General features: G+C 67.4%; 22 protein-coding genes. 9 read left to right on the forward strand and 13 right to left on the reverse strand.

Translation table 11 applies throughout. The annotated features are described in order from the left end of the window. Positions 1–23: 23 nt before the first annotated feature. From C6A86_RS20090 to C6A86_RS20100, 3 genes are read right to left on the reverse strand one after another with little or no spacing between them, the layout of a single operon-like run. Positions 24–965 (reverse strand): 3-carboxyethylcatechol 2,3-dioxygenase, encoded by a 942-nt coding sequence (locus C6A86_RS20090; protein WP_105366409.1) that lies wholly within the window; start codon positions 963–965, stop codon positions 24–26. Beyond that, positions 919–2,589, reverse strand: coding sequence for a bifunctional 3-(3-hydroxy-phenyl)propionate/3-hydroxycinnamic acid hydroxylase (locus tag C6A86_RS20095; protein ID WP_105366408.1), 1,671 nt, complete (start codon positions 2,587–2,589; stop codon positions 919–921). Before C6A86_RS20095 ends, C6A86_RS20090 begins: the two co-directional genes overlap by 47 nt. Beyond that, a complete protein-coding gene (locus C6A86_RS20100; protein WP_105366407.1) occupies positions 2,586–3,452 on the reverse strand; it encodes an alpha/beta fold hydrolase in 867 nt (288 codons plus the stop codon). Before C6A86_RS20100 ends, C6A86_RS20095 begins: the two co-directional genes overlap by 4 nt. 152 nt (positions 3,453–3,604) lie before the next feature. On the opposite strand from C6A86_RS20100, the gene C6A86_RS20105 reads away from it, so the two are divergent. Both C6A86_RS20105 and C6A86_RS20110 read left to right on the forward strand, forming a co-directional pair. Then, positions 3,605–4,297 (forward strand): IclR family transcriptional regulator, encoded by a 693-nt coding sequence (locus C6A86_RS20105; RefSeq protein ID WP_233213270.1) that lies wholly within the window; start codon positions 3,605–3,607, stop codon positions 4,295–4,297. Between the two features lie 17 nt (positions 4,298–4,314). Then, complete coding sequence (locus C6A86_RS20110) at positions 4,315–5,940, forward strand: FAD-dependent oxidoreductase (RefSeq protein WP_396833931.1); 1,626 nt, start codon at positions 4,315–4,317, stop codon at positions 5,938–5,940. A gap of 52 nt (positions 5,941–5,992) precedes the next feature. Here C6A86_RS20110 and C6A86_RS20115 read toward each other — a convergent pair whose 3' ends face one another. The 5 genes from C6A86_RS20115 to C6A86_RS20135 form a co-directional block, all read right to left on the reverse strand. Further along, positions 5,993–6,901, reverse strand: coding sequence for an enoyl-CoA hydratase (locus C6A86_RS20115; RefSeq protein ID WP_105366404.1), 909 nt, complete (start codon positions 6,899–6,901; stop codon positions 5,993–5,995). A 47-nt stretch (positions 6,902–6,948) separates the two neighbouring features. Then, the gene (locus tag C6A86_RS20120; protein WP_105366403.1) at positions 6,949–8,094 is read right to left on the reverse strand and encodes a thiolase family protein; all 1,146 of its coding nucleotides are present in this window, start codon (positions 8,092–8,094) and stop codon (positions 6,949–6,951) included. Beyond that, on the reverse strand, positions 8,091–8,519 hold the full coding sequence (locus C6A86_RS20125; RefSeq protein WP_105366402.1) for a Zn-ribbon domain-containing OB-fold protein: 429 nt from the start codon (positions 8,517–8,519) through the stop codon (positions 8,091–8,093). The genes C6A86_RS20120 and C6A86_RS20125 overlap by 4 nt, the downstream gene beginning before the upstream one ends. A gap of 78 nt (positions 8,520–8,597) precedes the next feature. Continuing rightward, positions 8,598–9,476, reverse strand: coding sequence for an ArgK/MeaB family GTPase (locus C6A86_RS20130; RefSeq protein ID WP_105366401.1), 879 nt, complete (start codon positions 9,474–9,476; stop codon positions 8,598–8,600). Between the two features lie 11 nt (positions 9,477–9,487). Then, positions 9,488–10,624, reverse strand: coding sequence for a thiolase family protein (locus C6A86_RS20135; RefSeq protein ID WP_105366400.1), 1,137 nt, complete (start codon positions 10,622–10,624; stop codon positions 9,488–9,490). A 78-nt stretch (positions 10,625–10,702) separates the two neighbouring features. Between C6A86_RS20135 and C6A86_RS20140 the strand changes: the two genes are divergently transcribed. Both C6A86_RS20140 and C6A86_RS20145 read left to right on the forward strand, forming a co-directional pair. Beyond that, positions 10,703–11,467, forward strand: a complete 765-nt coding sequence (locus C6A86_RS20140; protein ID WP_105366399.1) for an SDR family oxidoreductase — start codon at positions 10,703–10,705, stop codon at positions 11,465–11,467. Continuing rightward, positions 11,464–12,237, forward strand: coding sequence for an SDR family NAD(P)-dependent oxidoreductase (locus C6A86_RS20145; protein WP_105366398.1), 774 nt, complete (start codon positions 11,464–11,466; stop codon positions 12,235–12,237). The genes C6A86_RS20140 and C6A86_RS20145 overlap by 4 nt, the downstream gene beginning before the upstream one ends. Before the next feature lie 66 nt (positions 12,238–12,303). Here the strand turns inward: C6A86_RS20145 and C6A86_RS20150 are convergent, their stop codons facing one another. Next, positions 12,304–13,665 (reverse strand): class I adenylate-forming enzyme family protein, encoded by a 1,362-nt coding sequence (locus C6A86_RS20150; protein ID WP_105366397.1) that lies wholly within the window; start codon positions 13,663–13,665, stop codon positions 12,304–12,306. A 72-nt stretch (positions 13,666–13,737) separates the two neighbouring features. Between C6A86_RS20150 and C6A86_RS20155 the strand changes: the two genes are divergently transcribed. Then, positions 13,738–14,034 carry a 2Fe-2S iron-sulfur cluster-binding protein gene (locus C6A86_RS20155; protein ID WP_105366396.1) on the forward strand — a complete coding sequence of 99 codons (297 nt, stop codon included), beginning with the start codon at positions 13,738–13,740 and terminating at the stop codon, positions 14,032–14,034. On the opposite strand, the gene C6A86_RS20160 is transcribed toward C6A86_RS20155, so the two are convergent. From C6A86_RS20160 to C6A86_RS20175, 4 genes are all read right to left on the reverse strand, one after another. Continuing rightward, entirely contained in the window at positions 14,022–15,017 is a 996-nt protein-coding gene (locus C6A86_RS20160; protein ID WP_233213275.1) for a CoA transferase, read from the reverse strand. The genes C6A86_RS20155 and C6A86_RS20160 overlap by 13 nt on opposite strands. Before the next feature lie 77 nt (positions 15,018–15,094). Further along, the gene (locus tag C6A86_RS20165) at positions 15,095–16,051 is read right to left on the reverse strand and encodes an LLM class F420-dependent oxidoreductase (protein ID WP_105366395.1); all 957 of its coding nucleotides are present in this window, start codon (positions 16,049–16,051) and stop codon (positions 15,095–15,097) included. Then, positions 16,048–16,449, reverse strand: a complete 402-nt coding sequence (locus tag C6A86_RS20170) for a cobalamin B12-binding domain-containing protein (protein WP_105366394.1) — start codon at positions 16,447–16,449, stop codon at positions 16,048–16,050. Before C6A86_RS20170 ends, C6A86_RS20165 begins: the two co-directional genes overlap by 4 nt. Further along, complete coding sequence (locus tag C6A86_RS20175; protein WP_105366393.1) at positions 16,449–18,038, reverse strand: methylmalonyl-CoA mutase family protein; 1,590 nt, start codon at positions 18,036–18,038, stop codon at positions 16,449–16,451. The genes C6A86_RS20170 and C6A86_RS20175 overlap by 1 nt, the downstream gene beginning before the upstream one ends. A 220-nt stretch (positions 18,039–18,258) precedes the next feature. Between C6A86_RS20175 and C6A86_RS20180 the strand changes: the two genes are divergently transcribed. Genes C6A86_RS20180 through C6A86_RS20195 form a run of 4 tightly spaced genes read left to right on the forward strand, consistent with a single transcriptional unit; the run spans position 18,259 to position 21,829 of the window. Next, a complete protein-coding gene (locus C6A86_RS20180; protein WP_105366392.1) occupies positions 18,259–19,095 on the forward strand; it encodes an NAD(P)-dependent oxidoreductase in 837 nt (278 codons plus the stop codon). After that, positions 19,092–20,585 (forward strand): class I adenylate-forming enzyme family protein, encoded by a 1,494-nt coding sequence (locus tag C6A86_RS20185; RefSeq protein WP_105366391.1) that lies wholly within the window; start codon positions 19,092–19,094, stop codon positions 20,583–20,585. The genes C6A86_RS20180 and C6A86_RS20185 overlap by 4 nt, the downstream gene beginning before the upstream one ends. Next, positions 20,582–20,884, forward strand: a complete 303-nt coding sequence (locus C6A86_RS20190; RefSeq protein WP_105366390.1) for a hypothetical protein — start codon at positions 20,582–20,584, stop codon at positions 20,882–20,884. The genes C6A86_RS20185 and C6A86_RS20190 overlap by 4 nt, the downstream gene beginning before the upstream one ends. 39 nt (positions 20,885–20,923) lie before the next feature. Beyond that, entirely contained in the window at positions 20,924–21,829 is a 906-nt protein-coding gene (locus C6A86_RS20195; protein WP_199196447.1) for a DUF1295 domain-containing protein, read from the forward strand. The last annotated feature ends 16 nt before the right edge of the window (positions 21,830–21,845 follow it).

Consider the following 21,845-nt stretch of genomic DNA (forward strand, 5'->3'; position numbering starts at 1 on the left):
GACGGTGTGGTCGTACTGGTTACTCACGCGGGTACCGCCGTCCGGATCGCGAATCCCGCGATCAGCTCGGGAGCAGCGCGGTAGTAGCGCTGCTGCGTCTGGTAGTTGCCCTGGGCTGACATCGCGGCGAAAGCCGCCACCCAGGTGCGGATCTCGTGTGCCGAATTGCCGGCCTCGCGCGCGATCCACTCGTTGGTCCAGCTGTCCACCTCGGACAGCCGGTTGGTGTCGATCAGATCGAGCAGCGCGTGATCCCAGTCCGGGTTCAGCGGCCGCAGCGGGCTCTGCCCGTGCGCGAATTCATGCGCGGCGGCGATCACCGCGTCCTGCCGGGCCGCCCGGCCTTCCGGGGACATCGGCGCCCCGCCGACGATGCGGGCCAGCGCCGCGGGCGGCGCGGTGGCCAGCGTCGGCACCGGCGGATCGTGGGACAGCCCACCGGATCCGACGACGAGTACCCGCTTGCCCAGAGTGCCGAGGTACTCACCGATGGCGGTGCCGAGGGCGCGGGTGCGTTTCAGCGGGCCGAGCGGGGTGGCCACCGAGTTGATGAAGACCGGGATGACCGGTCGCGAGGCCGCATCGCCGAACAGCACCTCGAGCGGCTGCACGGTGCCGTGGTCGACGTCCATCGCCGCCGACAGCGACACATCGACCCCGGATTCCCAGGCCGCCGCGGCCATCTCGTCGGCCAGCGACGCGGGCACCTCGAGCGGTCCGGCGTAGGTGCCGTAGTCGCCCACCCCGGTGGCGGCGCCACCGATACAGAACGGTGGCATCAGCCGGTAGAAGAAGCCGTTGTAGTGGTCCGGGGAGAAGATGACCACGAGCTCGGGATCGAAGTCCGTCACGAAGGCGCGAGCCCTCGCGAGCTGGGCGTTGATGTCCTCGAGCAGTTCCGCCGAGGGCCCCGGCAGGTTAAGCAGGGGGCTGTGCGACATGCAGCACAGGGCGATCTGGGACATGGGTTTCACCTCCCGCGGTGAGGCAGAGGACAGCGAACAGTTTGGTGCTGGTCTCGTCGGACAACTGGGCCAGGCAGGCCGCCGCGATGCACCGGTCCGGCCGGATGAACAGCACCGACTCGGCGTGTGCATCGAAGAATTTCTTCAGTGCGCCGGTCCGGTCGCCGACGATGGTGACGTCGGGGTCGTCGTGTCCGGTCCAGTGCAGCTGGGTGTTGGGCCGGGCCTCGATGAGGTTGGCGCCCAGTTTCTTCCAGCGCGCGAAGGTGGCGTCGCCGAGCAGGGCGCGTGGATTGTTGTTCCAGGCCAGCACGGCGAACCCGGTGCCGAGCACCTCGTCGAGCAGGACGTTCTGGGTCTCGCGGGTGTCCACGTTCGGCTGGATGAACAGCGTGCCTGCCGGTGGTATCGCCGACGACGACTCGGTGTGCACCACCGCCCCGGTGTCGTAGCGCGGCATGGGCTTGAACCGCATCTCCAGCACGTAGCGCTTCAGCGTCGGAACCACCGATGCGGCGCGGATCACCTTGTCCCGCAGGGTCGCGATGCGCGGATCGGTCGGCGAGATGACCCGGCCCACCAGGGTGGACAGGTCGATCATCGCCCGGGCGTGCTTGCGGCGTTCCGCGTCGTAGCTGTCCAGTAGTCCGTCACCGGCATCGCCGTTGACCACCGCGGCGAGCTTCCAGCCGAGGTTGGCCGCATCACGGATGCCGCTGTTGTAGCCCTGGCCCTGCCACACCGGCATCAGATGGGCGGCATCCCCGCCGAGCATCAAGCGGCCCGTGCGGAAGGCCCCGGCGATCCGGGAGTGATGGGTGTAGACCCGGTGCCGGATGATGTCGACCCGGTCGGGGTGCGGCACGAACGGCGCCAGCATGCGCGCGATGAACTCGGGCTTCTCGACCTGCTCGTCGGTCTCATCGGCGTGAATCATGAACTCGAAGCGCCGGATTCCGTGCGCAATCGAGATGGAGGCGTACGGGCGGTGCGGGTCGGCGCCGACCTCGCTGTTGGGATGGCCGAGAGGGTCGGAGGCGAGGTCGACGACCAGCCATCGCGTCGCCGAGGTGGTGCCCTCGAACGAGACGCCCATCAGGTGCCGGGTCGCACTGCGTCCACCGTCGCACCCGACCACGTACTGCGCCCGCAGGCTCACCGGATCGCCGTCGGCCAGTAGGTCGGCGGTGACACCGTCATCGTCGGCCACGCAGGTCTCCATCCGGGTGCCCCACCGCACCTCGACATGGTCGAAACGTTCCAGCCCGCGCAGCAATTCGGCGTCGACGAGCGGCTGGACGAACCCGTTGCGCTTGGGCCACCCGAACCGGGCGTCCGGCGGTGCCATCTCGGCGAGTAGACGACGCTTGCCGTCGAAGAAGCGCAGGATCTGGTTCGGCACGGTGTGCGGCAGGATCTGCTCGACGAGGCCGATGGACTGGAAGGTGCGCAGTGATTCGTCATCGAGTCCGACGCCGCGGGGATAATCGATGAGGGTGTCGCGTTCTTCCACAATGACGGTCCGAACACCCTGTAGGCCAAGGATGTTCGCCAGCGTCAGCCCGACGGGTCCGGCGCCGACGATGAGAACATCGACCTGTTCGGTGGCGCGGCCGTCGGTCATGAACGCCCCAGCAGGAAGTCGATGTGCAGCCGATCGAAGGTCTTGGCGTCCTCGTACTGCGGCCAGTGTCCGCAGCCGGGCATGACCTCGAAGCGCGCCCCCGGGATCATCTCCGAGATGCGTCTGCCCTCGCTGACGTCCGCGGTCGGATCGTCACTGGTCCACAACACCAGGGTGGGCGCCGTGATGGCGCCGTACTCGGCGGGCCCGAGCAGGTTGCGGGCCCTGATCTCGGGATCCTGCAGCGCCATGATGTCACTCATCGCGGCGACGAAACCCGGCTGCTGGTAGACCTTCTGGCGGCTGGCGACGATATCGTCGTAGCCCTTGGACTTGTCGGCCATCAGCCATGTGATGCGGGCCTGCACGGTGTCCCAGTCGGGATTCTCCGCGGCGGCCATGGACAGCGTGATGATGCGCTTCATCACCTCGGGATCGGCCTGCGAGCCACCGGCGGTGTTGAGCACGAGGCGCTCGATGCGCTCCGGGTGATCGGCGGCCGCACGGGCGGCCACCCAACCGCCCAGGGACTCGCCGGACAGGTACACCTTATCGGCGCCGATGGTGTCGAAGACCGCCAGCAGGTGGTCGACATAGTGCGCGACCTCGAGCGGGTGTCCGGGCTTGTCGGTGTAGCCGTGACCGAGCATGTCGATGGACCAGGTGGAGAAGTGCTCGGCGTGCGCTTCCAGGTTGCGCACGTAGGCCTCGGCGTGTCCACCCGATCCGTGCAGCAGCACCAGGGCCGGCTTGCTCGGGTCGCCGGCGTGCAGATAGCGGGTGCGCACGCCCCGCGCATCGAGATAGCCCTGGGTGAACGAAACGCCCTGGAGATCACTCCAGATGCTTTCGTGGACGGACATCCCACTCCTCACCGATCCCGCTTCGCGGAAATCTCATTCTCGCTTATGCGCAACGTAGTGTGCTAATATCGGACACCAATGTGCACTATCCATAGAGCATCACTCTCACAATGACGTCTGTCAAGGGACCGGGCCCACGCTCGGAGCCACGGATGGACGCGGCCTCGACCATCCGTCCGGCCGCCGGTTCACAGACTCTGGCCAGGGGGCTTTCCGCGCTGCAGGCCGTGTCCAGCGCACCCACCGGTGTCACCGCGGCCGAGGTCGCCGACTTCGTCGGCGTCCACCGCACCATCGCCTACCGCCTCCTCAGCACCTTGGCTCAGGCCCGGTTCATCACGAAGGGCTCCGACGGCAAATACCGGCCGGCAGCGGCGCTCGCCGTACTCGGTGCGTCCTTCGACAACAACGTGCGCCAACTCAGCGTCCCGACGCTGCGCCTGCTGGCCGATGACCTGGGCACCACGGTGTCGCTGCTGGTCGCCGAGGGCGATCAACAGGTCGCCATCGCCGTCATCGTGCCGACGCTGGTCTTCTACCAGTTGTCTTTCCACGAAGGCAGCCGCCATCCGCTGGAGCGAGGCGCGGCAGGCGCGGCACTGCTGGCCAGCATGCCGCCCCGGCCCGGTGAACGTGAGATCGTGCGACAGGCGCGCGCGCAGGGCTGGGTCATCACCCACGGTGAGGTCGAACCGGACACCTACGGCCTGGCCGTCCCGGTACGCCGCCGACGACCCTCCCCGCCCACCTGCATCAACCTGATCTCGCACCGCGAGGACGTCGTCCTCAACGGTCGGGACGCGGTGGTGCGTGCAGCCAGAGAACTCTCCGACATCCTCAGCTGACAGGAAGGACTGTGGCAGTGCCCGATTCAGAGATCGAATGGACTTCCGAGGTCGACGTCGTGGTGCTCGGCACCGGTGGCGCCGGGCTGACCGCGGCGCTCACCGCCGCCACCAACGGAGCCCGTGTCGCGGTGTACGAAAAGGCGCCGACGGTGGGTGGCACCACCGCGGTGTCCGGCGGTATCACCTGGATACCCGCCCACGACCGGCTCCCCGGCGCCGAGCTGTCGGTGCAGGACGCACTGAAATACCTTGAGGCACAATCGCTGGGCGCGATGGACCGCGACCTGGTCGAGACCTTCGTGCGCACCGGACCTGCCATGCTGGACTATCTGGAGCAGCACAGCGATCTGCGGTTCGAGATCGCCGAAGGCTTCCCCGATTACAAACCCGAACTGCCCGGCGGGCGTCCGGGCGGTGGCCGGTCGCTCAATGCCAAACCGTTCGATCTGGCCACCCTCGGTGCATGGCACGACCGCATCACGGCGTTCCCGCTGGACTTCAGCAATGTCGGCATCGACGCCGAGACCAAGGCGCGCATCCACGCCACGGTGGATGATTCGCTGGCCGAACCGTGTGTCGCCGGCACCGCACTGATCGCGGGACTGCTCAAGGGACTGCTCGACCTCGGCATCACCCCGGTGACCGAGGCACGCGCCGTCGAACTGATCGGATCGGCGCAGGGCATCACCGGCGTGCGGATCAACGACGGCGGCAAGGACATGGCGGTCCGGGCCCGTCGTGGGGTGATCCTGGGCACCGGTGGATTCGAATGGGATCCCCAGCTTGTGGAGGCCTACCTGCGCGGGCCGATGCGCGGCGCGGTCTCACCGCCCACCAACACCGGCGACGGCCTGCGGATGGCCATGGCACACGGCGCCGATCTGGCGAACATGGGCGAAGCCTGGTGGGTACCGATCGTGCAGATCCCCGGGGACACCCTGGGCGGGCAACCCCGCAGCCGCAGTGTCCGGTTGGAACGGACCCGCCCGCGCAGCATCATCGTCAACCGGGCAGGCAAACGCTTCCTCAACGAGGCCGGCGAGTACAACTCGATGGCCGGTCCGTTCCATCACCTCGACCCCCGGGCCGGCTACCTCAACGATCCGGCCTGGATCGTCTTCGACGCCCAGCACCTCAAGCGCTACGGGTTCCTCGGCGTGGATCCCGACGGGCCGGCGCCGGACTGGTTCCACGAATCCGCCACCCTCGATGATCTGGGCACCAAGCTCGGCATCGACCCCGAAGGCCTCACCCGGACCGTCGACGCCTGGAACACCAACGTCGCCGACGAGAAAGACCCCGACTTCGGCCGCGGCGCAAGCGCATACGACGGATACTGGGGCGATCCCGCCGCGGCGACGCCGGCGCTGCAGACCCTGGGCCCGCTGGACACCGCCCCGTTCTACGCGGTGCCGGTGGCCGTCGGCGCGATGGGCACCAAGGGAGGTCCGCGCACCGACCGGGACGGCCGCGTCCTGCATGTCACTGGGAAGGTCATCCCCGGGCTGTTCGCCGCGGGCAACGCGATGGCCGGGGTGACCGGAAAGGCCTACGGCGGTGCGGGCGGCACGCTGGGCCCGGCCATGACCTTCGGTTACCGCAGCGGGTACGCCGCCGCCACCGGCCGGTCCCTCGAGTGATTTGTGGCGTTCTCGTCGGAAGGGTTCCGACGAGAACGCCACAAATCGCAAGTTAGGGCTGGTCTTTGACCGCAGCCTTCGGCGGGCCCGCGGTCTTCCAATCCTCAAGGCCGTCCTCGACCAGTCCGACCGGGAACTTGTTCTCGTGCACCTGTGCCCAGTGGCTGTGGTTGAGTTCGTGCAGGGTGAAGCACGCGTTCAGCGAGTTGTAGAACCCCTGGTTGTCCTGGGTCTGGTTCACCGACTCCTTGACCAGCAGCGCCGCCATGGTCGGCACCTTGGCGATGCGGCGGGCGAATTCGACCGTCTTGTCGGCCAATTCGTCGACCGGGAAGATCTTGGACACCATCCCCAGCGCGTGGCCCTCTTCCACCGAGAGCGTGTCCCCGGTGAGCATCAGCTCCTTGGTTTTGCGGGCGCCGAATTCCCAAGGGTGCGCGAAGTATTCGACGCCACACATGCCGAGACGGGTGCCGACGACGTCGGTGAAGCGGGTGTTGTCGGCGGCGACGATCAGGTCGCAGGACCACATCAGCATCAGGGCCGCCGCGTAGACGTCACCATGCACCGAGGCGATGGTGATCTTGCGCAGATTGCGCCAGCGCCGGGTGTTCTCGAAGTAGTGATGCCACTCCTGCAGCATCAGGCTCTCTGCGCCCTGCCGGGTGCCACCGTTGACCGTGAAGCTGGGGTGCTGGTCCGGGCCGGGGGTGTACTCGGCGCGCTGCACCTTCGACCCGACATCGTGGCCCGCGGAGAACATCGGGCCGTTGCCGCCGAGGATGACGACACGCACGGTGTCGTCGGCCTCGGCGCGCAGGAACGCCTCATGCAACTCGACGAGCATGCCGCGGTTCTGCGCGTTGCGTGCCTCCGGCCGGTTCAGCATGATCCGGGCGATGGTCCCCTCGTCGAGGGTTTCGTATGTCACGAAGCGGTATTCAGGAGTTTGGTCAGCCATGAATCGCACTCTATTCCTATGAGAACGCCGTTACCGCGCCGGGCACATTACAGCGAGAGGATGGTCGCCGACGCGGTGCCGGGCGCCCCGTACACCTGCGCCAGGCCCACCCGCGGGCTGCCGGGGACCTGACGCTCCCCCGCCTCGCCGCGGAGCTGCCGGACCAGTTCGTGCATCTGACGCAGGCCCGAGGCGCCGATCGGCTCACCGTTGGCGATCAGACCGCCGTCGGTGTTCACCGGGATCGAACCGGTGATCTCGGTGGCGCCGTCTATCAGCAACTTCTCCTGCTCACCATCGGCGCACAGTCCGGTCTCGGCCATGTGGATGACCTCGGCGCCGGCGTCGGTGTCCTGCAGTTGCGCGATGTCGACGTCTTCGGGCCCGATGCCGGCGGCCTCGTAGGCGGCCTTGGCCGCGAACACCGTCGGCGAGGGATCCTCGTCCAGTGGCGCCGATGTGGCGTGCACCTCGTATGCGCCGAAGGTGCGGGTACGAATCTCACTGGCCCGCACATACACCGGCTTGTCGGTGTACTTGTGGGCGATGTCGGCGCGACACATGATGACCGCGGCCGCACCCTCGTCGGGGGCACAGAACATGTACTGGCGCAGCGGGTAGTTCAGCACCGGTGAGGCCATGATCTCCTCGACGGAGATCTCCTTGCGCCGGAACGCATTCGGGTTCAGCACGCCGTTGCGGAAGTTCTTGTTGGCCACCCGCGCCAGCGTCTCCTCGGAGATGCCGTGCTTGTGGATGTAGTGGTTGGCCTTGATACCGAAGAACTTCGTGGTCACGAACTGGCCGTTGTTGGCGTACCACTGGGGCAGCGCGAGCTTGGCCGGATCGTCGGTGAAGGCGCCGCGCGGATGCTTGTCCAGGCCGATCGCGATACCGATGTCGTACTTGCCCAACCGGATGGTGTCGGCGGTCTGCTGGATGGCGCTGGCCGAGGTGGCGCAGGCGTTGAAGACATTGGTGAAGGTGATGCCGGTGAGGCCGACCAGGCGCGTGACGGCGTCGGGATTGGACACCTCGTAGCTGCCGCCGAACCCGAACTGGATGTCCTTCCATTCCAGCTTCGCATCCGCCAACGCGCTGGTGATCGCCTCGGCACCCATCTCCATCGCGGTCTTGTCGAACCGGCCGAAGGGATGGATGCCGACGCCGATGATCGCTACATCGTTGCTCATACCTTGGACTCCTCGACGGGCTTGAACCAGAAGGTGACGAGCTCGTCGCCGTCGGCATCGGTGGCGAACGGCGCCATGGTCAGTTCGACCTCCATGCCGAATTCCAGCTTGGCGGGATCGTTTTCGGTGAGCCGTCCCTCCACGCGAATCAGATCACCCAGTTGCACGAGGCCGACACCGAACGGCACGAAGTCCTTGCCGGTCGGTCCGGCATAGGGCGCTCCCGGCGGGAACCCCTGCGTGGTCCACGCCACGACGGTGCCGCGGCGCGGCAGCAGCAGGTCCGACATCTCGGCCTTGCTACACCTCGGGCAGCGCAGCTGACGCGGGAACGTCGTCGCGGAACACGCGCCACACTGGCTGCCGATGAGTTGGGGGTTCTCATCGGGCCAGGTGGAGATCTCGGGGGCAAGCGCCTTCTGCATCAGGCTCCTCGGCTACCTGTAGAAGAATGTATTGACGAATTCGTACAATAGCATTTCTCGAAAGTGGAAACCATATTCTCATTGAGGTTTGACCTGCGCACCCTCGAGTAACCGGGTGGTCGCGGCGTAGACATCGAGGGCGCCCACGGCGACCTGCGCGGCCAGTTCGTCGAGACCGGGATGGGACTGCAGCACACTCTGGGCCAACGACAGAATCTGCAGTCGCGCCCGGATCACCCGTCGCTCGGCGGTATCGGAGCGGTGGTGGGCATCGATGGCGGCGACAAGCTCCTCGATGCCCGCGTTCTGCGACGCGATGATCTTGAGGATCGGCAGGCCGGTCTCGATGTGCAGGTCCCTGGCGGTCTGATCGGCACCATCGCGGTCTGCCTTGTTGACCACGATGATGTCGGCGATCTCCAGCAGACCCGCCTTGGCGGCCTGGATCGCGTCACCGGCCCCCGGGTTGAGGATGGCCACCGTCGGGTCGGCGACGGCGGCGATCTCGATCTCCGACTGACCGACCCCGACCGTCTCCAGCACGACGATGTCGTAGTGCAGTGCCGCAAGCAGCCGGATCGCCGCGGGCACCGCGGCGGCCAGCCCACCCAGGTGCCCGCGGGTGGCCACCGAGCGGATCATCACGTCCGGGTCGTTGATGTGTGCGGCCATCCGGATCCGGTCGCCGAGCAGCGCTCCCCCGCTGTAGGGCGAGGATGGGTCGACAGCGAGCACCGCGATCCGCAAGCCCCTTGCCCGGTAGGCCGAGACGAGCACCGCGACGGTGGTGGACTTTCCCGCGCCCGGCGGACCGGTGATCCCGACGGTGCGCACCGGGCGTGCGGGCAGCACCGCCAGCACCTCGTCGCGACGCTCGCTCTCGACCAGGCTCAGCAGCCGGCCCGCGGCCCGCTGCGATCCGCCGCGCGCGGCGTCGAGCAGTTCCTGGATGTCCATCGACTGCGACTTTATGGCGCGACCTCGATGACCGTGGCCGAACCCATGCCGCCGCCTGCGCACATCGCGGCCACGCCGATACCACCTCCGCGCCTGCGCAGTTCATGGACGAGGGTGACGATCATCCGAGCGCCGGTCGCGGCCACGGGATGCCCCAGCGAGCACCCACTGCCGCTGACGTTGACCTTCTCCGGGGCGATGTCGAGCAGCTTGATGGTGGCCACACACATCGCCGCGAACGCCTCGTTGATCTCGAACAGGTCGACATCGGACAGCGACATCCGGGCCCGGGAGAGGGCTTTGGTGATCGCCTCCACGGGGGCGAGTCCGGTGAACGCCGGATCCACCCCGACCGATGCCCAGGCCCGGATCGTGCCGAGTGCCGGCAGCCCGAGCCGGTCGCTGGCGATGGCCAGGGCAGCCGAGGCGTCGTTGGCGCCGCAGGCGTTGCCCGCGGTGATCGAGAAGCCTTCGATCTCCGGGTGCAGCACTTTGAGTCCGGCCAGCTTCTCCAATGTGGTGTCGCGGCGCGGGTTTTCGTCGGTGTCGAACACCCCGTGCGGGGTGTCGATCGGCAGGATCTCGTCGGTGAAGCGCCCCTCGTCGATGGCCGCGATGGCCTTGTGGTGCGAACCCAGCGCCCAGGCGTCCATCTCCTCGCGGCTCACTCCGGCCTTGACGGCCGCGTTCCAGCCGACGGTGATCGACATGTCCATGTTGGGCGCGTCGGGCCGATCCGGATGGGTCGGCGGGAACCACGGCTGGAACTCCTCGCCCACCTGGCGGAGGAACCGTGGCGAGGTGGATGCCGAGTTCACCCCACCGGCGATGATCAGCTGATCCATCCCGGATCGGATGCTTGCCGCGGCCGATTGCACCGCGGCCTGCCCGGCGGCGCAGTGCCGGTTCATCGCCAGCCCCGGCACCGAGGTCAAGCCCGCGGTGATCGCTGCGTGCCGGGCGATCACCCCGCCGCCGTAGAGGCCCTCCCCGAGAACGACGTCATCCACCGGGGCCCCGTCGAGTCCGGCGGCCACCGCTGCGACCACATGGTCGGCCAGCACATAGGCGTCGGTATCGCGCAGCGTGCCCCTCTTGGCGGTGCCGATCGGCGTGCGCAGTGCGGAGACGATCACGGCCTCAGGCATCGAAACTGCCCCTTTCACGCTGGAATGAGAATGTTATTCTCACAGTTCGAGAGTGCCAGTTGCAAGAAGGAGAAGTGAATGGACATCGCCGGTAGCTCCGCGCTCGTCGTAGGTGGCGCAGGTGGCCTGGGGGAAGCGACGGTCCGCCGACTGCACGCCGCGGGTGCCAAGGTGGTGGTCGCGGATCTGGCCGACGAGAAGGGGCCCAAGCTCGCCGACGAGCTCGGCGTGAAGTACATCCGCACCGACGCCACCTCCGAGGAATCGGTCAACGCCGCAATCGCCGAGGCCGAAGCACTTGCCCCGCTGCGTATTTCGGTGGACACCCACGGCGGTCCGGCGGCCGGCGGCAGGCTCATCGGTAAGGACGGGTCACCGCACGGGCTGGAGGGGTTCGAGACGACGGTCAAGTTCTATCTGACCGCGGTGTTCAATGTGATGCGGCTGGCCGCGGCGGCCATCGCCCGCACCGAACCGCTGGAAGAGGGCGGCCGCGGCGTCATCGTGAACACCGCATCCATCGCCGGCTACGAGGGACAGATCGGCCAGCTGGCCTACGCCGCCGCCAAGGGGGGCGTGCTCGGTATGACCCTGGTGGCCGCACGCGACCTGTCCCCGTTGGGAATCCGCGTCAACACCATCGCCCCGGGCACCATCAACACCCCGGCCTACGGCAAGGCCGCCGACCAGCTGGAACAGTACTGGGGTCCGCAGATCCCGTTCCCCAAGCGGATGGGCCGCTCGACCGAGTACGCCCAACTCGCCCAGAGCATCATCGAGAACGATTACCTCAACGGCGAGATCATCCGTCTCGACGGAGGACTGCGGTTCCCGCCCAAGTGAGCCGGCTCGGTGGGCAGGGGCGCAGCGACCCGGGAAGTGAACTTGCCGGGAAGACGGCGTTTGTCGCCGGCGCGAGCCGCGGCATCGGCGCCACCATCGCCCACGCGCTCGCCGCGGCGGGCGCATCGGTCGCGGTGGCAGCCCGCTCCGAGCAGCAGGGCAAGCTGCCCGGCACCATCGGCTCGGTGGCGGAGTCGATCCGCGCGCAGGGCGGCAGGGCGCTGGCCGTCCCGTGTGACGTGACCAGCGAGGCGTCGGTCGATGATGCTGTCGGCAAAGCCGTTTCGGAGTTCGGCGGTATCGACATCCTGGTCGCCAACGCAGGCGTGCTGTGGCTGGGGCCGGTCGAATCGACACCGCTGAAACGCTGGCAACTGTGCCTGGACGTCAACCTGACCGGTGTCTTCCTGGTCACCAAGGCCGTGATCCCGCATGTGCGGGCCCGCGGCGGCGGATCGCTGATGGCCATCACCACGACCGGTGTCGGCATGCCCGGCGCGAACGCCTATTGGGTATCCAAGGCCGCCGCCGAGCGTCTGTACCTGGGCTTGGCCCACGACCTGCGGCCGGACAACATCGCGGTGAATTGCCTGAGTCCATCCCGGGTGGTGCTCACCGAGGGCTGGCAGGCCGGTGGCGGCGGATTCGAGGTCCCGCCGGAGATGGTCGAGCCGCCCGAGGCGATGGGACAAGCCGCGGTGCTGCTGGCCGGGCAGGACGCCAGTGGGATCACCGGTACCGTGCAGCGGTCCGAGGGGCTCGCCTTCTGACGCCGAGTGTCCACTTATCACACACATTTCGCGGAGAAGCGTGCGATAAGTGGCCGTTCGGCCGGGTCAGGAATACTCATTGCGCAGCACCCGCCGCAACACCTTTCCCGAAGGCAATCGCGGGATGGCGTCGACGAAGATCACCCGCCTCGGACGCTTGTAGGACGACAGCCGCGCAACCACCAGGGCGATCAATTCCTGTTCGGTGACCGGTTTCCCCGTCGCCACGGCCGCGATGACCGCCTCGCCGTTCACACCGTCGGGGACGCCGAAGACCGCGCAGTCCTCGACAGCCGGATGCCCGTGCAGCACCGCCTCCACCTCTGCGGGCGCCACCTGGAAACCGCGGACCTTGATCATCTCCTTGAGCCGGTCGGTGATCCGCAGCCAGCCCCCGCTGTCGATTTCTCCGAGGTCCCCGGTGCGGTACCACCCGTCGTCAAACGCCTCGGCGGTGGCCACGTCGGGCAGATAGCCGGCCATCGCCGAATCCGAGCGCACCTGGATCTCCCCGCTCTCGGCGATGCGCACCGCCACCCCCGGCACCGGTTTGCCCACGGTGTCCAGCCGCGCATCCCCGATCGGGCAACACGCGATGACCGGCAGCTCACTGGCGCCGTAGGCCGAAACCCACTGCACACCAGTCCGGTTGGTGACGGCGTCCGCCACGCTCTTGGTCACCGGCGTCGCGCACCACATGATGTAGCGCAGCGAGGACAGGTCGTAGCTCTCCAGGTCCGGATGCGCGGCGATGGCCAGCGCGATGGGCGCAACGGCCATTTCGATGGTGATCCGGTCGTCCTGGATGTGGGTCAGCATGCGATCGATGTCGAAGCGCGGATGCAGGCGCATCCACGCGCCGGACTCCAGCACGGTGGCGATGTTGAGCAGCCCGAGAATGTGTGACGGCGGCGTCATGATCTGCATACGGTCCGCGGACGTGAGTTCCAGCGCGGTCCGCCAGTGCCGCACCGCTGCGGCGAACGCCGCATGGGTGTGCCGCACGGCCTTCGGCATGCCCGTCGTTCCGGAGCTGAACACGAACAGCGCATCGGACTCGGGTGACACCGGCTCCCATGCGCCCCCGGCGAGCGTGATCGGCTCGTCCAGGTGCAGCATCGGGATCAGTTCGGAGAGCACCGAGGCGTCCCCGACTCCCAACACCGGGGCCGTCAGCTCCAGCGCATGCGCCACCTCCGCGTGTTTCCACGTCGAGCTCAACAGCACCACCGCCGCGCGCACGCGCCAGATCGCCCGCAGCGCAACGACGAACTCGGGACGGTTGGACGACATCAGGGCCACCCGGTCGCCGGCGCGCACGCCGCGGGCGGCGAGCGTGCCGGCCATCCCGTCGGCCAGCGCGTCCAGCTCGGTCATGGTGTACTGGCGGTCCCCGAATGCCAGGACCGTGTGGTTCTCTGCAGCCATCAACGGACTACCTTATCCGCAACGGAGAATGTTATTCTCCGTTTATCAGAATCCGACGCCCAGGAGAGCTTGATGACGGCCGAACCAGTGCCCGCCGACGAAGTGACGATCCTGCTCGACGGTGCCCGCACGACGGCACTGCCGGTCGCGGGCGAGACACTGCTGGAGACGGCACGACGCGCCGGCCTGACTCCCCCGTTCGCCTGCGAGGCCGGTAACTGCGGCACCTGCATCGCCAAGCTCACCGAGGGCACCGCGACCATGAAGGTCAACGACGCACTCGACGATGACGAGGTCGAAGAGGGCTACGTGCTGACGTGTCAGGCGATCCCGGAGCCGGGACCGCTGACGGTCGATTACGACGACTGAGGGGCAGCGTCGAACACCGGCGCCGGCCGGTACTCCGGCTCGAAACCCTGCACCCGGATCGGGCTGCCCACCAGCCGGAAATCACCCGCGGTGACCACCATCTCCGGAGTGTCCTCCAGGGCCTCCGGCAGCGAGCGCACCGCTGCCGCGGGGATACCGAGTGGCTTGAGCCGGATCTCCCAGTTCACCGCGGTGTCGGTAGCCAGCGCGGCCGACACCAGCGCCAGGACATCCTCGCGTGCCGCAGCCCGCTCCACCATGGTCTCGAAGCCGGCGATTCCCGCTTCACCCGCGAACGACCGCCAGAAACCGTCGTGGGTGATGAACAGCGCGAGATGGCCTTCGGCGGTCGGAAACAGCTGTGCGGGGACGTAATAGGAGTGCGCACCGAACGGGTAGCGCCTCGGTTCGGCACCGTCGTTCAGGTAGGCAGCGGCCCGGTAGTTCAGCTGCGACAGCATGACGTCGCGCAGGCACACGTCGACCTGCCCGCCGTGGCCGGACACGATCTTGGCGAGCAGGCCCAGCGCGGCGGTGAGTCCGGTGGAGTTGTCTGCCGCCGAGTAGCCGGGCAGCGTGGGCGGACCGTCGGGGTCACCGGTCATCGCCGCCACTCCGGTCGCGGCCTGGATGACGTAGTCGAACGCCGGGTCATCCCCGCCGTGCAGGCCGTACCCGGTCAGCGCGACGCACACGATCTGCTCGTTGTACCGGCGCAGGTTCTCATATGTCAGGCCGAGCTTCTTGATCGCCGACGGCTTCATGTTGACCAGCAGCGCGTGCGAATCGGCCACCAGTTCAGCGAGTCTGGCACACCCGTCCGCGGATGCCAGGTCCAGGCAGACGCTGCGCTTGTTGCGGTTGAGGCTGGCGAAATAGCTGTCGCTGACCTGCCGGGAGATCTCACCGCCGGGTGGTTCGACCTTGATGACCTCGGCGCCCAGGTCGGCGAGCAGCATGGTGGCGTACGGGCCGGCCAGCATGACGCCGACCTCGATGATGCGGATGCCTGCCAGCGGTCCGGCGGGCAGGAGCGCAGCGACCGGGGAATCGGGTGAGCTCACGAGACCTGCTTGGCGAGTTCGGCGATCACCTCACGGGTCCGGTACTTCGACGCGATCAACTCGTCTCGAGTATCGCCGATCGGCAGCAGCCGCACCGACAGGTCGGTGACACCGGCGTCGGCGAAGGTCTTGAACCGCTTGAGGATCGACTCCTCGTCCCCGGCGGCGCAGAGATCGCCGACGGTGCGGGCATCGCCACGGTCGAGCAGCCGCTGGTAGTTCGGCGAGGTCTCGGCCTCGGCCAGGATGCGGTTGGCCCGGTCCTTCGCCTCGTCGATCTCGGAGTTCGCGCACAGTGTGACCGGGATGCCGGCCACGATGCGCGGTGGGGGCTTGCCCGCACCGGCGGCGGCCTTGTTGATCTTGGGCGCGATGTGCTCGCCGATGGCCTTCTCGTCGGCCATCCACAGCGAGGTCCCATCGGCGTGCTCGCCGGCGATCTGCAGCATCACCGGGCCGAGCGCAGCGACCAGAACAGGCATCGGCGTCGCGGCGCCGAGCGCCGTCGGGTTGTGCACCGTGAAGGTGTCGTTCTCGACGTCCACCGGCCCGGGCCCCGAAATGGCAGCGTTGAACACCTGCAGGTAGTCGCGGGTGTAGGCGGCGGGCTTGTCATAGGGCAGGCCCAACATGTCGCGGATGATCCAGTGATGCGACGGCCCGACGCCCAGCGCCAGCCGCCCGTTGGACACGGCGTGCACCGAAAGTGCCTGCCGGGCAAGCGCAATGGGGTGCTGCGCCTGCAGCGGCACCACGGCGGTGCCGAGTTCGATGCGGCTGCTGTGCGACGCCATCAGCGTCACCATGGTCAGCAGATCGAAATCGTCGGGCACCTGCGGCATCCACGCCGTGGCCAGCCCGGCCGAATCGGCCCATTCGATATCGGAGATCAGCTTGCTGACCTTGCGGGCCATATCGCCGCGCTCGGCCCCGATCATCACGCCCAGTCTCATGACTTGGAAACCTTCTCCGTCAGCGCGCGCACATCGGTCACCAGTTTCTCCAGCGAGGTTCCGGTCGGGAACACCGCGGCCGCACCGGCATCCAGCAGCTTCTGCACATCGGCTTCGGGAATGGTGCCACCGACCACCACGGCGATATCGCCGGCATCGGCAGCCCGCAACGCGTCCACGACACGGGTCGTCAACCCCACATGTGCGCCGGACAGGATCGAAAGGCCAACCAGAGCAACGTCTTCCTGCAGCGCGATGGAGACGATGTCCTCGACACGCTGACGGATGCCGGTGTAGACGACCTCGAAGCCGGCATCACGCAGCGTGCGCGCGACGATCTTGGCGCCCTTGTCGTGGCCGTCCAGACCGGGCTTGGCGACGAGTACACGGGCGGCCATCAGAACACCACCGGCTGCTGGAATTCGCCCCACACTGCCTTGAGCGCCGTGACCATCTCGCCCACGGTGCAATATGCGTTGGCGCAGTCGATCAGCTTGTGCATCAGGTTGTCGTCTCCCTCGGCTGCTCGGGCCAGCATGGCAAGAGCCTCTTTCACGGCGACATCATCGCGTTCGGCCTTGACCTTGGCCAGCCGCGCAAGCTGCTTGTCCCGGCCCTCGGCATCGAGCTCGTAGGTGGCCAGGTCGGGTGCGGGTTCATCGACGACGAACTTGTTCACGCCGACGACCGGCCGCTCGCCGGACTCGATCTCGTGGTGGATCTTGAACGCTTCGTCGGCGATCAGTCCCTGCAGATAGCCATCCTCGATGCAGCGCACCATGCCACCGTGCTGTTCGAGATCGTGCATGATCTCGATGATCTTGGCCTCGGTGGCGTCGGTGAGGGCCTCGACGAAGTACGAACCACCCAGCGGATCGGCGACTTTCGTCACGCCGGTCTCGTACGCCAGGATCTGCTGGGTGCGCAGCGCCAGCGTCGCCGACTCCTCGCTGGGCAGCGCGAACGGCTCATCCCAGGCGGCGGTGAACATCGACTGCACCCCACCGAGCACCGCAGCCAACGATTCGTAGGCGACCCGGACCAGGTTGTTCTGCGCCTGCGGTGCGTACAGCGACGCCCCGCCCGCGACACAGCCGAACCGGAACATGGCGGCCTTGTCGGTGGTGGCGCCGTAGCGCTCGCGCACGATGGTGGCCCAGCGCCGGCGTCCCGCACGGTATTTGGCGATCTCCTCGAAGAAATCGCCGTGGGTGTAGAAGAAGAACGAGATCTGCGGAGCGAACTTGTCGATGGTCATGCGGCCACGCTCGATGACCGTGTCGCAGTACGTGACACCGTCGGCCAACGTGAACGCCATTTCCTGAACGGCGTTGGCGCCGGCATCGCGGAAATGCGCACCGGCCACCGAGATGGCGTTGAACCGCGGTACCTCGGCGGCGCAAAATTCGATCGTGTCAGCAATCAGCCGCAGCGACGGTTCCGGCGGCCAGATCCAGGTGCCGCGGGACGCGTACTCCTTGAGGATGTCGTTCTGGATGGTGCCGGTGAGCTTCTCGCGCGGTACACCCTTCTTCTCCGCGGCGGCGACATAGAACGCGAGCAGGATCGCGGCCGTGCCATTGATGGTGAAACTGGTGCTGATCTTGTCCAGCGGGATGCTGTCGAACAGGATCTCCGCGTCGGCCAGGGTGTCGACGGCGACACCGACGCGGCCGACCTCTTCGCCGTACTCCGGGTCATCGGAGTCGTACCCGCACTGTGTCGGCAGGTCCAACGCCACCGAAAGCCCGGTGCCACCCTGACCGAGCAGGTACCGGTAGCGCTCGTTGGACTCCTCGGCGGTGCCGAAGCCCGAGTACTGCCGGAATGTCCAGGTTTTGCCCCGGTAACCGGAGGCGAAGTTACCGCGCGTGAAGGGGTACTCGCCGGGCGCGGGCGGATCCCCTGCGCGGTCGGCGGGACCGTACACGGGCGCCAACGGGATCCCAGAGGGTGTCACTACCGGGGAGTCGGATTGGTCGTTCATCACTGGATAACGTACTTGCTCAAAATGAGAATGCCAATACCGCTGACTGAAAACATGCACTGTGAGGGCCTGTCAGGCACATCAGACGGCGCGTCGTGCGTGCGTCGACAACACCCCGGCGATACGTCGTGCCTGTACATGAGCGATTATGACACTTGCTGAAAATGAGAATGCCAATACCATCAGGGGAAGCAAGACCCCTTCCGTCCGAGGAGTCAGTATGTCCAGCGAGCAACGTCCGCTTGCCGATCGCACCCTGGTGGTGTCCGGCGGCAGCCGCGGTATCGGGCTGGCCATCGCCCTAGGCGCCGCCAAGCGAGGCGCCAACGTGGTGCTGTTGGCCAAGACCGCCGAACCTCACCCGAAGCTGCCGGGCACCGTGCACACCGCGGTCGCCGACGTCGAGGCCGTCGGCGCCAGGGCGGTGGCCGTGGTCGGCGATGTCCGCAAGGAAGAAGACGTCCAGCGCGCCATCGACACGGCGGTACAGACCTTCGGCGGCGTCGACATCGTCATCAACAACGCCAGCGCGATCGCCACCGAGCCCACCGAGGCGCTGGCGGCCAAGAAGTTCGATCTGATGATGGACATCAACGTGCGCGGCACGTTCCTGCTCACCAAGGCCGCGCTGCCGCACCTGCGGCAGTCCGCAGAAGCCCATGTCATCACCCTGGCGCCGCCGCTCAACCTGAATCCGTACTGGCTGGGCGCGCACCCCGTCTACACGGTGTCCAAGTACGGGATGACGCTGCTGTCGCTGGGCTGGGCGCAGGAGTACCAAGAGTCCGGGATCGGGTTCTGCTGCCTGTGGCCACAGACCTATATCGCGACATCGGCGGTGACGAACCTGGCCGACGGCGACAGCCTGGCTTCTTCGTCGCGCAGCCCGGAGATCATGGCCGACGCCGCGGTTCAGATCCTCACCGGACCGGCCAAGGACGCCAACGGCCAGACCTTCATCGACGCCGACGTGCTGGCCGGGGCCGGAACCACCGACCTGTCCCGTTATGGCGGTGGCGACGATCCCATCTGGGATATCTTCGTGGACAAGTCATGAGTATCTCGCTGCTGCTGGAGATGGCATCCTCGACCGATCCGGACCGCACGGCGGTCGTGTCGGGCGATCTGCGACTGAGCGCCGGCGAACTGAGCGAGCTTGCCGACGGCGGTGCCGGTGTGGTGGCTGCCTCCGGCGCCCAGCATGTCGCCTATGTCGGCGCCGGCGGCGCCTTGCTGCCGTTGCTGCTGTTCGCCTCGGCCCGCGCCGGGGTGCCCGTGACACCGCTGAACTACCGGTTGAGCGCCGACGGCCTGCGGGCCTTGATCGCCCGGCTGCCGGATCCGCTGGTCGTGGTCGATGACGAGTACCGCGACGCCGTCGGCGACGAGTTCCGGGTGATGGGGTCCGCGGAGTTCCTGGCGGCGGCCCGCACCGCCGAACCCGCTGCCCAATTCCCCGATCCGGACTCGGTGGGCGTCGTGCTGTTCACCTCGGGCACCACCTCGGCACCGAAAGCCGTTGAGCTCACCCACAACAACCTCACCAGCTATATCACCGGCACGGTCGAGTTCGCCTCGGCCGAGCCCGGCGACGCCGCGCTGATCTGCGTTCCGCCGTATCACATCGCCGGCGTCTCGGCGGCACTGTCGAACCTGTACGCCGGCCGCAAGATGGTGTACCTGACCCAGTTCGACGCCCGGAAGTGGGTGGGCCTCGTCGAGTCCGAGGGTGTCACCTCGGCCACGGTGGTGCCGACCATGCTGGACCGCATCGTCACCGTGCTGGAATCCCAGAACACCGCCCTGCCCACCCTGCGTACGCTGGCCTACGGCGGGTCCAAGGTCGCACTTCCCCTGGTGCGCAAGGCTCTTGAACTGCTACCCGCGGTCGGCTTCGTCAACGCCTATGGCCTCACCGAGACCAGTTCGACGATCGCCGTACTGACCCCCGACGATCACCGGGTCGCGCTGGGCTCCGATGACGCCGCGGTGGCCAGGCGACTCGGCTCGGTCGGCCAACCGGTGCCCAGCATCGAGGTGCAGATCCGCGCCGAGGACGGAACCGTCCTGGGCGCAGGCGAAACCGGGGAACTGTACGTGCGCGGCGAACAGGTGTCCGGGCGCTACACCGGTATCGGTTCGGTGCTCGACGAACAGGGCTGGTTCCCCACCAAGGACGTGGCCACCCTCGACGAGGACGGTTACCTCTACATCGGGGGACGCTCCGATGACACCATCATCCGCGGTGGCGAGAACATCGCACCCGCCGAGATCGAGGACGTGCTCGTCGAGCACCCACAGGTGCGCGAGTGCGCGGTGGTGGGTCCCGAGGATCCCGAATGGGGCCAGATCATCGTCGCGGTCGTGGTCCCCGCGGCCGGTACCGAGCCGCAACCCGAGGAGCTCCGGGAATTCGTCCGCGCGCAGCTGCGCGGATCCCGCACCCCGGACCGGGTCGTCTTCCGCGACGAGTTGCCCACCAACGCGACCGGCAAGGTGCTGCGCCGCGAACTCGTCAGCGAATTGAACGCAAAGGAGCCCGCATGATCAAGAACGGCACCCGCCTGCAGAGTCAGGTGTGCGACACCCAGGTCATCGTGGTGCGCGCCTCCGAGGGTCTGGACAACCTGCGCGCCGGTGGCGCACCGCTGATCCCCGTCGGTGAGACTGCCGCCGAGGGTCTGTCGCTGGATCCCGCACTGTCCGAAGGCAATCTGATGGGAAAGCGCTACGTCGACGACAGCGGCGCGGAGATCCTGGTGACCAAGGCCGGCGCGGGCACGCTCAGCATCGGGACCACGCCCCTGGCGATCAAAGAAGCAAAGCCGCTGCCTGCCAGCGACTGAGTCGAGAGCCTGGATCTGGCACCCCTTTAGGCTCAGTCCATGACGACCATCAGCAAGGCGCGCTCGCTGGGCGTGGTGACCGTGGCCTACGTCGTCGCCATCGCGGTGGCGGCGGCGTGGCTGTGGCTGGGCCCCAGCACAGATCGACTGTGGCTGGACACCCTGATCGCCGATCTGCTGGCAACAGTGGCGATCTTCGGCTTCAGCCGGGTGTACCGGAACTCCAGCTTCTACGACGCCTATTGGAGCGTCATCCCGCCGCTGCTGTTGTTCTACTGGTGGTATCGCAGCAGCGAGGTGGACCAGCTGCGCGTCTGGCTCATCACCATCGTGGTGATGCTGTGGGCCATCCGGCTGACCGCGAACTGGGTGTATGCGTTCCCGGGGCTGCACCACGAGGACTGGCGCTACCCGATGTTCAAGCAGCGCGCCGGCCGCTTCGAGATCCTCGCCGACCTGGTCGCGATCCATCTGATCCCGACACTGCAGGTCTTCCTGGCCATGGTGCCGGTGTACGTCGCGGTGACCCGGCCCGGACCCGGACTGGTGTGGCTGGCCTGGATCGCGTTCGTGGTGGGGCTGGCCGCGGTGACGCTGGAACTCGTCGCCGATGTGCAGATGCACCGCTTCGTCGCGGAGCGCCGTACCGGCGAAGCGATGGACCGTGGTCTGTGGGGTTGGTCGCGGCATCCGAACTACTTCGGGGAGTTCAGCTTCTGGGCGGCGCTGGCGCTCTTCGGTGTCGCGGCGGCGCCGGCGGACTGGTGGTGGCTGATCCTCGGTGCGCTCGCCATCCTGGCGATGTTCCTCGGGGCGAGCATCCCGATGATGGAGGAACGCAGCCTGGCACGCCGTCCCGCCTATCAGGACGTGGTGGACCGCGTCTCACGGTTCGTGCCGTGGCCGCCGCGCACCCGACCAGCCCACCGCAGCCTGCCCGAATAGCCGACCGGCTACGCTG

Origin of the sequence: Mycobacterium sp. ITM-2016-00316 (genome assembly GCF_002968335.2) — a bacterium.
Classification (GTDB): domain Bacteria; phylum Actinomycetota; class Actinomycetes; order Mycobacteriales; family Mycobacteriaceae; genus Mycobacterium.